14 protein-coding genes, 1 pseudogene and 2 riboswitches are annotated in these 14,636 nt (G+C 30.5%); of the genes and pseudogenes, 2 read left to right on the top strand and 13 right to left on the bottom strand.

Annotated elements, in window-relative coordinates; translation table 11 throughout:
* Nucleotides 1–16 precede the first annotated feature (16 nt).
* A complete protein-coding gene (locus BUB33_RS13670; protein ID WP_072977412.1) occupies nucleotides 17–1,216 on the bottom strand; it encodes an SPFH domain-containing protein in 1,200 nt (399 codons plus the stop codon).
* A 526-nt stretch (nucleotides 1,217–1,742) separates the two neighbouring features.
* On the opposite strand from BUB33_RS13670, the gene BUB33_RS13675 reads away from it, so the two are divergent.
* Nucleotides 1,743–2,777 carry an ornithine cyclodeaminase, nickel-pincer nucleotide-dependent gene (locus BUB33_RS13675; RefSeq protein ID WP_072977415.1) on the top strand — a complete coding sequence of 345 codons (1,035 nt, stop codon included), beginning with the start codon at nucleotides 1,743–1,745 and terminating at the stop codon, nucleotides 2,775–2,777.
* Between the two features lie 22 nt (nucleotides 2,778–2,799).
* Here the strand turns inward: BUB33_RS13675 and BUB33_RS13680 are convergent, their stop codons facing one another.
* The 3 genes from BUB33_RS13680 to BUB33_RS13690 form a co-directional block, all read right to left on the bottom strand.
* Nucleotides 2,800–3,189, bottom strand: coding sequence for a RidA family protein (locus tag BUB33_RS13680; RefSeq protein WP_072977417.1), 390 nt, complete (start codon nucleotides 3,187–3,189; stop codon nucleotides 2,800–2,802).
* A gap of 281 nt (nucleotides 3,190–3,470) precedes the next feature.
* Complete coding sequence (locus BUB33_RS13685; protein ID WP_072977420.1) at nucleotides 3,471–4,016, bottom strand: phosphoribosyltransferase family protein; 546 nt, start codon at nucleotides 4,014–4,016, stop codon at nucleotides 3,471–3,473.
* 23 nt (nucleotides 4,017–4,039) lie between these two features.
* Entirely contained in the window at nucleotides 4,040–5,107 is a 1,068-nt protein-coding gene (locus BUB33_RS13690) for a guanine permease (protein WP_072977423.1), read from the bottom strand.
* Between the two features lie 137 nt (nucleotides 5,108–5,244).
* Nucleotides 5,245–5,346, bottom strand: a riboswitch (purine riboswitch).
* 132 nt (nucleotides 5,347–5,478) lie between these two features.
* On the opposite strand from BUB33_RS13690, the gene BUB33_RS13695 reads away from it, so the two are divergent.
* Nucleotides 5,479–6,420 carry a phosphoglycerate dehydrogenase gene (locus BUB33_RS13695; protein ID WP_115322162.1) on the top strand — a complete coding sequence of 314 codons (942 nt, stop codon included), beginning with the start codon at nucleotides 5,479–5,481 and terminating at the stop codon, nucleotides 6,418–6,420.
* A gap of 85 nt (nucleotides 6,421–6,505) precedes the next feature.
* On the opposite strand, the gene BUB33_RS13700 is transcribed toward BUB33_RS13695, so the two are convergent.
* The 9 genes and pseudogenes from BUB33_RS13700 to BUB33_RS13740 all read right to left on the bottom strand — a co-directional run.
* Nucleotides 6,506–7,237: an amino acid ABC transporter ATP-binding protein gene (locus tag BUB33_RS13700; protein WP_072977425.1), complete on the bottom strand. Its 732-nt coding sequence runs from the start codon at nucleotides 7,235–7,237 to the stop codon at nucleotides 6,506–6,508.
* A gap of 15 nt (nucleotides 7,238–7,252) precedes the next feature.
* Entirely contained in the window at nucleotides 7,253–8,029 is a 777-nt protein-coding gene (locus BUB33_RS16670; RefSeq protein WP_072977427.1) for an amino acid ABC transporter permease, read from the bottom strand.
* A 13-nt stretch (nucleotides 8,030–8,042) separates the two neighbouring features.
* Nucleotides 8,043–8,888: a transporter substrate-binding domain-containing protein gene (locus tag BUB33_RS16675; RefSeq protein ID WP_072977429.1), complete on the bottom strand. Its 846-nt coding sequence runs from the start codon at nucleotides 8,886–8,888 to the stop codon at nucleotides 8,043–8,045.
* Between the two features lie 159 nt (nucleotides 8,889–9,047).
* A riboswitch (Lysine riboswitch) is annotated at nucleotides 9,048–9,231 on the bottom strand.
* A 165-nt stretch (nucleotides 9,232–9,396) separates the two neighbouring features.
* On the bottom strand, nucleotides 9,397–9,732 hold the full coding sequence (locus BUB33_RS13715; RefSeq protein WP_072977431.1) for a hypothetical protein: 336 nt from the start codon (nucleotides 9,730–9,732) through the stop codon (nucleotides 9,397–9,399).
* A gap of 81 nt (nucleotides 9,733–9,813) precedes the next feature.
* Entirely contained in the window at nucleotides 9,814–10,737 is a 924-nt protein-coding gene (gene ftcD, locus BUB33_RS13720) for a glutamate formimidoyltransferase (RefSeq protein ID WP_072977433.1), read from the bottom strand.
* A 38-nt stretch (nucleotides 10,738–10,775) separates the two neighbouring features.
* Nucleotides 10,776–11,417: a cyclodeaminase/cyclohydrolase family protein gene (locus BUB33_RS13725; protein WP_159429207.1), complete on the bottom strand. Its 642-nt coding sequence runs from the start codon at nucleotides 11,415–11,417 to the stop codon at nucleotides 10,776–10,778.
* Nucleotides 11,418–11,854: 437 nt separating this feature from the next.
* Nucleotides 11,855–13,273 carry a sigma-54 interaction domain-containing protein gene (locus tag BUB33_RS13730; RefSeq protein WP_072977437.1) on the bottom strand — a complete coding sequence of 473 codons (1,419 nt, stop codon included), beginning with the start codon at nucleotides 13,271–13,273 and terminating at the stop codon, nucleotides 11,855–11,857.
* A gap of 204 nt (nucleotides 13,274–13,477) precedes the next feature.
* Nucleotides 13,478–14,143 carry a hypothetical protein gene (locus tag BUB33_RS13735; protein WP_072977439.1) on the bottom strand — a complete coding sequence of 222 codons (666 nt, stop codon included), beginning with the start codon at nucleotides 14,141–14,143 and terminating at the stop codon, nucleotides 13,478–13,480.
* Between the two features lie 202 nt (nucleotides 14,144–14,345).
* Nucleotides 14,346–14,636 (bottom strand): annotated as a pseudogene (locus BUB33_RS13740) (serine hydroxymethyltransferase); the annotation flags it as partial.

Consider the following 14,636-nt stretch of genomic DNA (forward strand, 5'->3'; position numbering starts at 1 on the left):
GAATATTTAAATCCCACTAAAACTTGGTTCCACACTCTGGACAAAACTTTGGATTTTCTCCTGTTGGCTTATATCCACAGTTGGAACATTGTGCTGGAGTTTCTCTCTTTGTTCCACATTCTGAGCAGAAATTACCTGAATTTTTTGCACCGCAATTTGTACAGAACCAATAGCTTTTCGGTATATTTTGGGCTTGGTTTTGTTGACTTTGCTCTTGATCCATTTGATTTTGATTAGATGCTGATGCAGCACCCATAAAACCACCTGCCCCTTGCATTCCTATTCCCATACCCATAAAAGCAGTGGCAGCTCCTCCTTCATTTGAACCAGCAGCTTCCAATCCTCTAGCAATAGATCCCTGTACATATCCTTCTCTCACAGATGGTTCACCTAACATAGCTCCTTTGTTTCTCATATTGATTAATTCTTTAGACTCATCATCATAAGAAATACTTGCTATACCTACAGATTGGATTTCCATTCCTCTCATTCTCTTCCAATCATCATCTAGAATATTTGCCATATATTGGCTTAACTCCCTACCTTTTGAAGGAACGTGGGATATACGGATTCCATCAACTGACATTTGATTCATTGCTGACTGTAACGCTTCTAAAAACTCTGATAAATATTGCTCATTAATATCTTCTATATCTACTTTATCCTTATTTCTTGGTATTGCTTCCATATAAAACAGTATTGGATCTGTTATTTTTATAGAATAAGTCCCAAAAGTTCTTAAAAATAACTCTGAATTATAAAAATCATCAAAATAATTTAAAGGATTAGGCGTCCCAAATTTTATTCCCTTTATCTCTTGTAAATTAATATAGTATACTTTTTGAGAAGTAGGTGTAACTCCACCGTATTTTACACGCTGGAAAGATTCTTTTAAAGAATCCTTGAAATTTCCATTAAATAAAGATGGTAAAGAAGAATTATCTACTTTATAATATCCTTCTTCAGCAGTATAATCTACTATTTTCCCTCCATCTACTAGAATCATAAATTGATTTGAATATACATGAATTATTGATCCATTTGAAACTGTATTTTCTGTTGCTCTTTTATTGGATCCCCTTCTAGAATCTTTTCTAACAGTTATACCAGATGTAAATACAGTGCTATCACTCATATCATTAGGTTCAATTACTTCTAACCATTGATCGGCAAGTGAGCCTCCAATAGCAGAACTAATTGCTTTTATTAATCCCATTTTCTTTACCTCCTCATAGAATATATTTAGTATTATACTATAGATTTTATACCCTTTGTATAATTTTTCAATTTAATATCCATACATTAATTATAAGATATAGAATATTATGGGATATGAATATAAAAATATTTTCGAAAAAAATCCTTGACAATTAGGTTTATAATTCATATAATAGTCTTTAAATAAATATTTAGCTATGATGAGGGCTAGTAAATAGAAAGATTCTAAAAGGAAGGAAGATCCACCGACTGAAAGATCTTCTAAGATTATTTCTTTTGAACCCACCCTCTAGGCTGCAAATGATAAAATTTGTCCGTTTCGCCAACGTTATTGGCTTCAAGGGGGTTAGGCTTTGTTTTTATTGCTTAATCAATTTGGGTGGTACCGCGAATTACCTTCGTCCCAGTATTGGGATGAAGGTTTTTTTATGACCTAACACAACGAAGGTATCCAGTAAGTAAGTTTTAGTTTAGGCAATAGGAGAATTTATTTAAATTGTCAATTAGTGAAAGGAGAGTTTAAAATGGAAGTTAATAAATTAAAAAATAATAATTTATCTAAAAATATAGTATTAAAAAAAGTTGAACAAGATAAACATGTCCCTGACGATTTTTATTCAACTACAAATTATAAAACTTTAGTTTATCATAATCATAAATGGATAGAGGTAAAAAAACAAAGAATGGATGCACTTATAGTCATAGATGAAAATGGTGCCTCATGTAAAAAATTAAGAGATATTAAAAAGGGTGATATGATAGTTTGCGGCGATTCAGGTGTTAAGATAGTAAATGATAATGAAATAAAAGTAGAAAACTCTTTTAACTTTATGAATAGTTCCATATCTTCAGAAAGAAAAAATAATATTCTTATAAAAGATCTAGCTTCTGAATTATTCTATAATAATAAAAAACTAACCATAGTTGCAGGGCCTGTTGTAGTCCATACAGGGGGAGATTATTATCTCTCAGAACTCATTAGACAAAATTATGTTTCCAGTTTATTAGCTGGAAATGCCCTTGCAGTTCATGATATAGAAAAAAATCTATTTGGCACTTCTTTAGGAGTATGTGCAAAATCAGGTAAAGTAGTCAATAATGGCTATAGAAATCATATGAGAGCTATAAATCAGGTTATGAAATATGGCTCTATAAAAGAAACTGTAAAAGCTAAAGCATTACATTCAGGTATAATGTATGAGTGTGTAAAAAATCATACTCCTTTTGTCCTGGCAGGAAGTTTAAGGGATGATGGTCCATTACCAGATACCATAACTGATATGATAGAAGCTCAAGAAGCCTATAATAAGTATCTACAATCTTCAGATATAGTATTAGTCCTTGGCTCCATGCTTCATGGAATTGCTAGTGGAAATATGCTTCCTGCAAGCATTAAAATGATGTGTGTAGATATTAATTCTGCTGTAGTTACAAAACTATGTGATAGAGGAAGTAGTCAAACTACAGGTATTGTAACAGACGTAGGTTTATTTTTAAATCTATTGGTCTATGAAATTGAAAACTTAAAAAATAACTTAGGCACTAGATTAGCAACCTAGTGCCTGTTAACCCTATAATTAACTATTCATTGCATGGTCTTTTTGCAACTAATTCTATTTCCACATCTGCACCAAGGGGTAATCCTAAAACAGCTATACATGTTCTAGCTGGATATGGCTCAGAAAAATTCATTTTATATACTTCATTCATTTCAGAGAAATTATTCATATCTGTTAAATATACATTTACCTTTACTACATCATCTGAAGTAAGATTAGCCGCTTCTAATACCTTAAACAAATTAACAAAACACTTTTTAGTTTGCTCTGTTATATTCCCTTTATTTATTGTTTTTGACTCTGAGTTCATTGCAGTTTGTCCTGATAAAAAAACTAATTCTCCAGCATCAACTGCATGTGAATATGGTCCTGAGGCTGATACTCCTTTTGCATTATAAGCTTTTCTTCCCACAATATTCCTCCTTATTTTATATTCTATTATAAGATTATATATTAATTTCCAATTTAATTAAAGAATTCTATATCCACCATCAATTATTTAAATAGTCTATAGTAACTAGAGTAACTTTATCAAAGAAATATTTATTTTTTCCGCGCTTAACTTATAGATAAATTAGTTCTAGTTAGAAATGATATTTATAATAAAATAATCTTATGAAGATATAGAACAAGAAAATTCTTGGACAACTAAATATACTCTTTAGTTATCCAAGAATTTTACTATAAAACAAGCTATTTTATTTCAAAAAGGGGAAGATGTTCTAAGAATATAATATCTTCTCTATCTGCTGCTTCACCTTCTGCCAATATAGCTGCTTTAGCAGCAACAATACCTCCTACAGACTCTATAAGCCTTTCCAATGCTTGAATTGAACCTCCAGTACTTATAACATCATCAATAATAGCTACTCTTTTTCCTTTTATATACTCAGCATCCTGCTCATCTAAACATAATAATTGCTTCTTTTGTGTAGTGATGGAAATAACTTCATCAACAATTGGTGAGCTCATATATGGTTTAATACTTTTCCTCGCTACAATATATCTTTTCATCTTTAATAATCTTGAGATTTCAAATACTAAGGGAATTCCCTTTGCCTCTGCAGTTACTAATATATCAACTTCAGGTAATTTCTTTACAATTTCAGAAGCTGCTGCACAAACAATTTCAGTATCTCCTAATATTACAAAACTTGCAATACTAAGATTATCACTAATTTGTATAATAGGTAACTCACGTTTTACTCCAGCCACTTCGATAAAATATGTTTCTTTCATTATTTAAACTCCTCCTTAATATATTAAATTCCTAATATACTAGCAAATCCTTTAAAAATAATCCCTGCTAACATACCTAAAAACGGATCAGTTATTGCTGTTACAGTCATAGTTATTCCTCCAACAATAGATCCCCCTGGTATGCCTGTTGCAGTTAAAGCAGCTGTAGCATTGACAGGTGCTGTTACAATTGCTCCCAATACAAACAAAAATCCAGCAATTGACTCACTAGGTATATATTTTCCCATTTTAGGAAGTAATCCTGCAAATAAGATAATTGCCATTAAACTCATCATTAAAACGCCTGACATCAAAGGATGTGGTGCACCTCCTGTTGCAGAAATAATAGACTCAACAGGCCCTCCTCCAAACATTGCAGATGCTAAGTCTGCTAAGCTGCTTACAATAGATAAATGGTCGATATTTATATTAGTATTTGCAATACTTCCAGTGATTTTTCCGAAAGCAATATTTGCTCCAATATTTAGACATATCATTGCCAGAGCACCACGAATAACAGAAATATTTATAACAGGTTTTTGGAAAACAATCTTTTCCCTCTCAATAATATTGATATTAGATTTTTGTTTTAATATCATTGCCATTACACTTGTTATAATCACTGAAATTGCAATTGTATATACTAAATCTTTTGTAATCATATAGGTAATGAAACTAATAGCAATAGATCCAAAACCAACCATCTTATTTTTTCTTGCCATATCAATAGCTACACGTGTTAACATAATACCTACACCTGCCATCATTCCACTTGTAATTGCAGGTCCTATAAAAGTTACAATTCTTTCAAGAAGACCAAATATGCCTATAATAGTCATACCCACTCCACCTAAAATAACCATGGATATTCGTTCTCTCATATCTTTTCCCATTGTTCCTGCCAACGTAATAGTTTCTGCTTGGAATGAAACTGGGGCTACTACACCTAAAACTAAACATCCAACGGCACCAACAATAAATGCAAAAGCTGTAGGAACTGATGCAAATCCAAATGATAATGCCAAAAGTCCTTGAGGTAATCCATTAAGAATAACACTAAGTGCTGCAAGTAAATCTTTTAGTAAATCCATTTATGTCTCTCCTTTACTTTGCCCTCAAACAATGGAATACATGAATACAACAAAGGACTGAATTCTTTCCTATAGGAAAGAATTCAGTCCTTTGAAAACGAAAACAAAGGTTAGAAATTATATCTACCTTTGTAGTTTTATCTGTTATCCTGACCCATAGTAGGATAGTTTACGGTTATCCTGTAGAAACTCCCGAACCATATTATCGAGATTATATGAAAGCAAATATTTTATTTTAACGTAATAAATATACCAGATTTTTCGACATTTTGCAACATTTTTATTCTTCATATCAAAACTCCAATCAAATGTTGTTTTTATGGGCAAATGGGTATTATTATATTATCATAGCATTAAAAGGAGGAATATTTTTGAAGGCATTAATTACTTTTAGATATAAAGATAATGAAATGAAAAATCTGGAAAACTTAGGTTTTGAAATAATATTCAAGGATGAAAGAGATATAAACTTTTCCGAGGAAATAAAGGATATAGATTTGATGGTATGCTTTGATCCATTTAATAAAATAGATATTGAACTTTTCCCAAATCTTAAATGGATACAACTTTTAAGTGCAGGTATCAACCAAGTACCAATAGATAAAATTCTAGATCAAGATATTATTCTTACTAATAACAGAGGTGGATATAGTATACCAATAGCTGAATGGATAGTTCTTAAAATATTAGAAATGATTAAAAATAGCAGAGAATTTTATGATAAACAAAATAAAAAAATATGGAAAATGGATACTTCAATTTTAGAACTTTACGGGAAAACTGTAGGATTCATAGGAACTGGTTCTATAGCTCAAGAAGCTGCTAAAAGACTAGAAGGATTTGGTGTAAAACTCCTTGGAATTAGCTCTCGTGGAAAAAATGCAAATCATTTTCATCAATGTTTTAGTATAGATAAAATAAATGATATAGTTTCCCAATGTGATTTTTTAGTAATAGCTGCTCCATATACAGATAATACTCATCATCTAATAGATGAGAATGTATTTTCAAGTATGAAAAATGGAACTTATTTAATAAATATTGCTCGTGGAAGCATCATAGATGAAAACGCCCTTATTAATAATTTAAAATCTGGTAAAATCAAAAAAGCTGCCCTTGATGTTTTTGAAGTAGAGCCTTTATCAGAAGATAGTCCTTTATGGGAAATGGATAATGTAATTATATCACCTCATAACTCTTGGGCTTCAGAAATGTACAGTAGGAGAAGATATGAGATAGCCTATGAAAATATGAAAAGATATATAAATAAGGAAGAACTTATTAATGTGGTTAATTTAAAAATGGGATATTAGTTAATGTAAGTGAAATTTGTGTCTAAAGAAGATAAAGACACAGATTTCACACTACTATTTTAAATATCTTTTAGCACTATAACTATTATAAAGTACGCCTCAAAAACTCTCTTGTACGTTCCTCAAGGGGATTATTTAAAATCTGCTCTGGACTTCCATCTTCTGCAATAACTCCTTTATCCATAAATACTACACGATCAGCTACTTCCTTTGCAAATCCCATTTCATGAGTCACTACTAGCATAGTAAGTCCTATCTCAGCAAGTTCCTTCATAACCTTAAGGACTTCCCCTACCATCTCTGGATCAAGAGCAGATGTAGGCTCATCAAATAGCATAACATCAGGCTCCATAGAAAGTGCCCTAGCAATAGCTACACGTTGTTTTTGACCTCCTGATAATTGTTTTGGCTTTGCATTAATATATTGATCCATTCCAACTACTTGTAAATATTTCATAGCTACCTTTTCTGCCTCTTCTTTAGAGCGTTTTAACACTTTCATTTGCCCCACAATACAATTACTTAAAACATTATGATTATTAAATAAATTAAATTGTTGAAACACCATTCCTAGCTTTGTACGATATTCGTAAATATCATGATTATCATCTAAGATATTTTCTCCTTTATAAAGGATTTTACCACCACTTGGTTTCTCTAGAAGGTTTACACAACGAAGAAGGGTTGATTTTCCTGAACCAGATGAACCAATAATACAAACTACTTCTCCTTTGGTTACTGAAAAATTAATATCTTTTAACACTTGATGATTTCCAAAGGATTTACTTAAATGTTGAATATCAATAACCTTTTCCATATTTGCCTTCCCTCTCTAATATTGATTAGCATTGCACTCTTTTGTCCTACCAATCATAGCTTTTTTTACTTGCATTTCATTAGCATACTTAACATAATTCTCAGGACCATCTAATCTTCTTTCAATATAACGTAAAATTCTTGTTATAGTAAATGTCATTATAAAATAAAGAACACATGCTATAAAAAATGATTCATAATATTTAAAGTTATTTCCAGCCACGGATTTTGTTTGAAAATATAATTCAGTTACAGAAATTACATTAAGAACTGAAGTATCTTTTATATTAATTACAAATTCATTTCCCATTGCTGGTAAAATATTACGTATTGCTTGTGGTAATATGACATTGACCATAGTTTGAATATGGTTCATTCCTATAGCTTGAGCAGCTTCAAATTGTCCTTTATCTATGGAAACAATGCCCCCTCTAATGATTTCTGACATATAGGCTCCCGTATTAATAGATACGATAAATATAGCTGCAAATATTCGATTCATATCTACACCAAATGCGGCAGCAGATCCATAATAAATTACCATAGCTTGTACAATCATAGGTGTCCCACGAAATATCTCTATATAAATCGAAAAAATAGTATTTACAAATTTAAGAATAACTTTCTTTGCTCCATTTTCAGGAATAGGGATTGTACGTACAATACCTATTAATAAACCAATAATAAAACCCACTACGGTACCGATCATGGAGATCAAAAGTGTCATACCAGCTCCACGGAGAAACATTGGTCCATTAGTTGAAGCAATTTTTAATATCGACTCAAAATTCATCTTTCTCCTCCTTTTACTCAGCTGATGGTTGATTTTTAATAACAGTATCCATAATAGCTGTTTGTTCTTCTTCTGTAATGCCTTTTAATATTTTATTGATCTTTTCAGTTAAATCACTGCCTTTTGCTACACCTACAGCTATAGCTGTATCATCATCTGATGTATTAAATCCATCTTTAAACTCTATCATTTTAAAGTTTTGATTGGCAGTTTCAGCACTAATACCTTCTGGTCGCTCAGAAACATATCCATCAATTATCCCAGATTCAAGAGCAACTCTAATTGCTGTAAAATTGTCCATAGCTGTCTGCTTGTCTACATCTTTAATCTGATCGATCACTGAGTAATGGAATGTATTTAATTGACCAGTTATCTTAGCTCCTTTAAAATCTTGGATAGAAGTAGCATTTTCATATTTTCCACCTTTTTTAACAACCATGACTAAATTGGATTTATAATAGTTATCCGTAAAATCAATAGCTTCCTTACGTTCATCTGTTGGTGACATACCTGCAATGATTGCATCTATCTTACCAGAAGTTAATGCTGGTACAAGACCATCCCATTCAGTTTTAATTATAACTAATTCTTTTCCTAATCCTTCTGCAATTTTCTTGGCGATTTCTACATCATATCCACCTGCAAATTCTTTAGCACCATCTATCTTAACACCACCATTGGAGTCATCCATTTGAGTCCAATTAAATGGTGCATATCCTGCCTCAAGACCTACCTTAAAAGTTCTATCTTCATTTGCTATTGCTTCTGAATTTTTTACGTTACTACTTGTACCACATCCTGTTAAAATCGTTACTGTTAATAAAAAAATAATCATTAATACTGATAGTTTTGTTCTCATGACTAGTTTTTCCTCCTGTTGTCTTCATTTTAATTAGTATTTTATCTTAAAGTCAAACTTGCCACTTGTACGAGTTATGCTATTTTTGATAACAAAAAGACCTGAGATAGACTCAGGCCCTAATAGACATAGTAATACCTAATTCCCCTCCTTTTCCCAAAATGAGATAGCACAACTCAATAAACTGGGAAAGTTTATTGAGACAGTCCTACAGCTCTTAACCGCAGACCCAGCAAGTAATACTGAGAATATTACAAGCTTCGGCGATATTTCCTTCTCCTTAGTATCATTGTTTCCTCACACTCCACTAAAGACTGTTAAATACCGCGCCTCTACCTCACTTGTAAAAGTGAGGCATTATTAAATTGTCTAATATAGCTTACAACATATTTATATATATGTCAACCCTACTATGAACCTTTTTAAATATCAACTTTCCTATTTTAATAAAAACTCCATCTTATTCTAAATAGATGGAGTTTTTTAAATCCCTAATTAAATGTATTAATTAAAACAATATATGCATAAACAATGCAGCAAATGGCATTGCAATAATCGTTCTTTGTAAGAATACAATCATCAATTCTTTAAACTTTATTGGCAGTCCAGTATTCATAATTACTACAACAGATTCTGCTAAGAATATTATTTGTACCATTGATACTACTGTTACAAAAAATCTTGTTTTAACATATAATTGAGCTACCTTATCTGCAATAGTCAATACAGGTATAAACATTTCTGTAATTCCTGTTGGAATAGCAGCTGCTGCAACTTGGGCATCTGGTACCCCTAATACTTTCGTTAATGGTAAAAATGCATAGCCTATTATATCAATAATCATCTTCTTTGTATCTCAATATATTATTCTTTTCATTATAAGACTGTCCATTCAATTACTTGATATGGACAGTCTCATGACAAATTAAAACATTAAATGTGTTTCTAGTATTTGTTCTTGCTTTAATCCCTGTAATCCCAAATAATGAGTTAAATTATTTAATAAATATTCTAACTTAACTGGTCCTACAAGTTCTGATCCTGTTACTGCTACACCGTATTTTTGAGCTTCAAGCTTAACTAATTCAAAGGCTCTGTAAAGTGGGGTATTTGCACAGTCAAACATATTGATAGATACAACTACTCCTTCTCTTTCTGGAAATTTTATTCCTACTGCTCTAGTTGTTGAAAATCCACCACTTGGTCCTCTTACAGCCTTAGCAATTTGTTTGGCTATACTTACATCTTCAGTTGCTAAAAACACATTATAAGCTGTTAATCCTTCTTTATCTGCAGATACAATAGTAGCCCCATATTGTGGACTTAATTTACCATCTACTGATAAATCAGGTTTTCTAGACTCATAATCAGGATTAGTACTATCTTCTAATAAAGCTTTTAGCCCTTCATATTGTCCTTTTCTAATAAATGAAATACTCTTCTTATCTTCAGTTCTAGCGTTTTCTCCTGAAAAATAGATAGGAACTTGATGTTTTTCAAATAACTCTTTACCTATTTCTTCAGCTAATTCTTTACATTCTTCTAAACTTATATTGGCTAATGGAAATAGTGGAATAGTATCTTGTCCACCAATTCTTGGGTGTGTTCCTTGTTGCTCTCTCATATCTATTAATTCATATGATTTTGCTGCCATTTCTAATAATGCTTCTTTAAGTGGTGCTGGTTCACCTATTATTGTTAAAACAGTTCTATTAAAATCATGTTCTGGTTCACAAGTAACAAGTTTTACACCTTCTCTATTTTTAATAGTACAAGAAATTGCATCAATTACCTCTTGTCTTCTACCTTCGCTAAAGTTAGGTACAGCAAGTATATATTTCTTTTCCATATTATTCTCTCCTCACTAAATTAATATTAAAAACCAAATTATCCATTAAGTCTTTCATATACGATTGCTAATGACTTCTCTTTTAAATCCTTAGCAGAACTTAGTAGCCTTGAAACCTTTTGAGAAATGACTTGTTTGTATTCTTCATCTTTTATGCTTCCTAAATTAATTGTTACATTTAGCAATGCACCTTCTAATCCTGAATAAGCAAGTAATATACCTACTCCAATATCAGTTACTGCATTTACATTTCCATATCTTGCAAATACATCTTGTAATTCTAAAACTCTGTGACATTTTTCAGCACATTTTAAAGGAACCTCTAAAGCAACTTTATATCCCTCTTGAATTGCTTGGGATCTAGATTTCTTCTCTTCATCAGTATCTTTTGGCATTTTAAAAGCTTCCATTACCTTGTCAAAAGCATTGGTATCTTTATCTACATCATTTGCTAGGTCTTCAAATAATTGTTCTAACTCTTTAGCATTAGACTCCATTTTAGTCCTTACATCTTCTGACAACTCTGAATAATTTTTCTTAGAAAATGTTAATCCTCCTACCATGCTTGTTAAAGCTGAACTTAATGTTCCAACATAAGCAGATACACTTCCACCACCTGGTGTAGGATCACTACTTTTGGTATCTAATGCATATTGTTTTAAGCTTTTGTCTATAAACAATTTTGACACCTCCATATATATAATATATAATGTAGCTTAATAATATTTTTCAAGGGTATAATTTACTTTATATTCTTCTACTTAATCATAAATTCAAGAAAAATATTAGTAACTACATCTTATATAATAAGCAAATAACATGCCAAAAAACAAAGCTTACTTATAACTTCTAAAAAGATAGTTAAAAGTAAGCTTTGTTCTTCACTAAACAACCTTAATCCATGAGAAATTATCAATTTAAAACAATAAATCTTTTTAAGTTCTCTATATCAAATTTTTAATAATAAATGAAATAATGAATTATATATGATGCTAAATAAGTTGAAAGATGATTTTTTTCCTCTTTGATAAATTAAATAGATTATTAAAACTTCTCTAATATAGATTGAAACTATTTGAAACCATTTGAAACTATCGGAAGATTTTTTTCCTCTTATTTAGGATTTTTTTCTTTTTTGAAACTTAAGATCAATTCCTAATTTTTTTGCCTTTTTTCTTAATGTACTAGCTTCTAAACCCGTCTTTTCACTTAGTTCATGTATATCATTTACCCTGTAAATATAATCTTCAAGTAAGATTTTTTCATATTTATATACATTCTCTTTAAATAACATATTTTCATCTACTTCCATTGTTCTTGCTTTTCCAATATCACCATCTAAAACATCTTCCTCAGTAATTATTTCAAATTCTGATGTTACAACCAATCTTTCAACCTCATTTTGCAGTTCTCTTACATTTCCTGGCCAATCATAATTAATCAATAATTTCATAGCACCTGAAGAAATAACTTTTTCATAGTTATAATGTTCATTGAGCTTTTTAAGAAAAAAGTTAGTCAAAGGTACAATATCCATCTTTCTTTCTCTAAGTGATGGAATCCTTATAGGTATGACTTTTAGCCTATAATATAAATCCTCACGAAAGGTTCCTTCTTCTACCATGGCATATAAGTCTCTATTAGTTGCAGCTATAATTCTTGTATCAATAGATATATTTTTTGTTCCGCCTACCTTTTGAAATACCTTATCTTGAATTACATTTAAAAGTTTTACTTGTAAATTTAGGGGAAGCTCACCAATTTCATCTAAGAATAAAGTTCCCTTATTGGCTAGTTGAATTAATCCTACCTTTCCATCTTTTCTAGCACCGGTAAATGCTCCTTCTTCATATCCAAATAATTCTGATTCTATTAGACCTTCAGGTAAAGAGGAACAATCTACCTTGATAAATGGCTCATTTTTTCTATTACTATTTTCATGTATGTATTTGCTAAAAAGTCCCTTACCAACACCTGACTCTCCCTCAATCAATACAGTAGAATCCACATTTGCAATTCTAAGTGCTAAAGTCTTTATCCCTTCTATCTTCTCACTTTTAGTTATAATAGAATCCTTTTTTCCGTCCTTTGCATTAAGTATGTTCAACTCTTTTTGTATTCTCATATTTACATTTTTCAATTCATTAAACTGAGTTTTTAAATTTTCAAAACTAGTCATATCCATAACACTTACAACAATATTTATTAACTGTTTATTTTCATAAATAGGTACAGCTGTTGAAAAAATATGTCTTCCATTTACCTTCTGTGTTTTTGCAACTGTTTCACCTTTTACTATAGCTTCCAAGGCAACGGATTCAGAATAGACTCCATCATAAACAAGCTTATTCATATCTTTTCCTACAATCCACTCTTCTGAAATTCCCTCTATTTCTTCGCAAGCCTTATTATATAAAATTGTTATTCCATCAGCATCCATTATATGAACACCAATATCTAATGAATCAAAAATGTCTTTAATCTTTTCTAAACTTAAACATATACTAACTTTGTTTTTATCTGGACACGCTTCCATATTAGCACCTCTTTTTATACAAGTTAATTATTTCTTATATATAATGTCAAATAATATTATATCATATTTATTATCCTATGTTTAATTATGTAATTATGGATTTTCTTTATATGTCTTAATAAAAAATAGTACTAATTATTTTAAAGTAATTAGTACTATTTTTATATTTAGTATTCCTAAATATATTGAACCATATAAATTTATCTATTTAATCTCTATCCCATCTCCTTTATATATGTTCTCAGAAATAATCGCTATACCTTTTACAACTGAGCCTTCCTCTACTTCTGATGCCATTGAAGGATTAGAAGGATATTTCTCTCCATCAAATTCTAATTTAGCGTAGAAAGATTCTGCTCCTCCCCCTGATACATTCATTATAATATTATTCCACCCATTTGTCTTTTCTTCACTTATTATAATAGGATTTTGTACTAATGTAAAATTAGATATTATCTCGTGACTTTCTTTATCAATTATTAAAGCTGTAGAACCACCTGAACCTGATACACTTTTTCCTATTAAATAAACAAATACCTCTTCTTTTTCATCCCCATTAAGGTCTATATAGTTATAAAAATATTCCAATTCCTCATCTTCTTTTTTATCGTATTGCAGATAATCTATTATAACTTTTTCTAATTCTTCACTTTTTTCCGTTTCAGAAGTTTTATATTCAATTCCCGAAAAATCTATTTTATCCGATTCAATCTTTATTATATTATTTTCTTTACCATTGTCCATTCCAGCAGTTTTTGCAATAGCTGGATTATTATCTAATTTAATATCTTTCACTTCTTCTTTTTGACAACCTACATTTATGGCTAAAGCCAATACTAAAGTACCACATAATATCAATCTCTTATTCACTTATATCTCTCCTTCTTAAATTATATTTGGTATTTACAGGAAAAGTATAACATATAAGTAATACTAATTTAGTTAAAAATCATTTACAAATTAATGTCAATCTGGTTAAAGTTATCAAATTAAAAAATCCTCTAATAATATTATTAGAAGATTTTTTATTAGGTTAAATCATCAAATTTATTTGTGATATGCTCTTTTAATACTAATATAACGGATATTTATAACATAATTTAGATACTCTAGCTTTTATTGCATCTCTATCATTGCTTTCATCTAAAGCCAATGTAATTATTTCAGCTATTTCCATCATATCTTCCTCTTTCATACCACGTGTTGTCATTGCAGGTGTACCAATTCTTATTCCACTTGTTATAAATGGTGATTCTGGGTCATTTGGAATTGTGTTTTTATTGGTCGCTACTCCTATATCATCTAATAGAGCTTCTGCCTTTTTACCTGTTAGTCCTTTTGTTCTAACATCTATTAAGATTAA

Source organism: Tissierella praeacuta DSM 18095, assembly GCF_900128955.1.
Lineage (GTDB): Bacteria > Bacillota > Clostridia > Tissierellales > Tissierellaceae > Tissierella > Tissierella praeacuta.

Excerpts from the sequence above, each read along its gene's own strand:
- BUB33_RS13670 (WP_072977412.1), bottom strand. The coding sequence starts at position 1,216 with ATGGGATTAATAAAAGCAATTAGTTCTGCTATTGGAGGCTCACTTGCC.
- BUB33_RS13675 (WP_072977415.1), top strand. The coding sequence starts at position 1,743 with ATGGAAGTTAATAAATTAAAAAATAATAATTTATCTAAAAATATAGTA.
- BUB33_RS13685 (WP_072977420.1), bottom strand. The coding sequence starts at position 4,016 with ATGAAAGAAACATATTTTATCGAAGTGGCTGGAGTAAAACGTGAGTTA.
- BUB33_RS13690 (WP_072977423.1), bottom strand. The coding sequence starts at position 5,107 with ATGGATTTACTAAAAGATTTACTTGCAGCACTTAGTGTTATTCTTAAT.
- BUB33_RS13700 (WP_072977425.1), bottom strand. The coding sequence starts at position 7,237 with ATGGAAAAGGTTATTGATATTCAACATTTAAGTAAATCCTTTGGAAAT.
- BUB33_RS16670 (WP_072977427.1), bottom strand. The coding sequence starts at position 8,029 with ATGAATTTTGAGTCGATATTAAAAATTGCTTCAACTAATGGACCAATG.
- BUB33_RS16675 (WP_072977429.1), bottom strand. The coding sequence starts at position 8,888 with ATGAGAACAAAACTATCAGTATTAATGATTATTTTTTTATTAACAGTA.
- BUB33_RS13715 (WP_072977431.1), bottom strand. The coding sequence starts at position 9,732 with ATGATTATTGATATAATAGGCTATGCATTTTTACCATTAACGAAAGTA.
- ftcD (WP_072977433.1), bottom strand. The coding sequence starts at position 10,737 with ATGGAAAAGAAATATATACTTGCTGTACCTAACTTTAGCGAAGGTAGA.
- BUB33_RS13730 (WP_072977437.1), bottom strand. The coding sequence starts at position 13,273 with ATGGAAGCGTGTCCAGATAAAAACAAAGTTAGTATATGTTTAAGTTTA.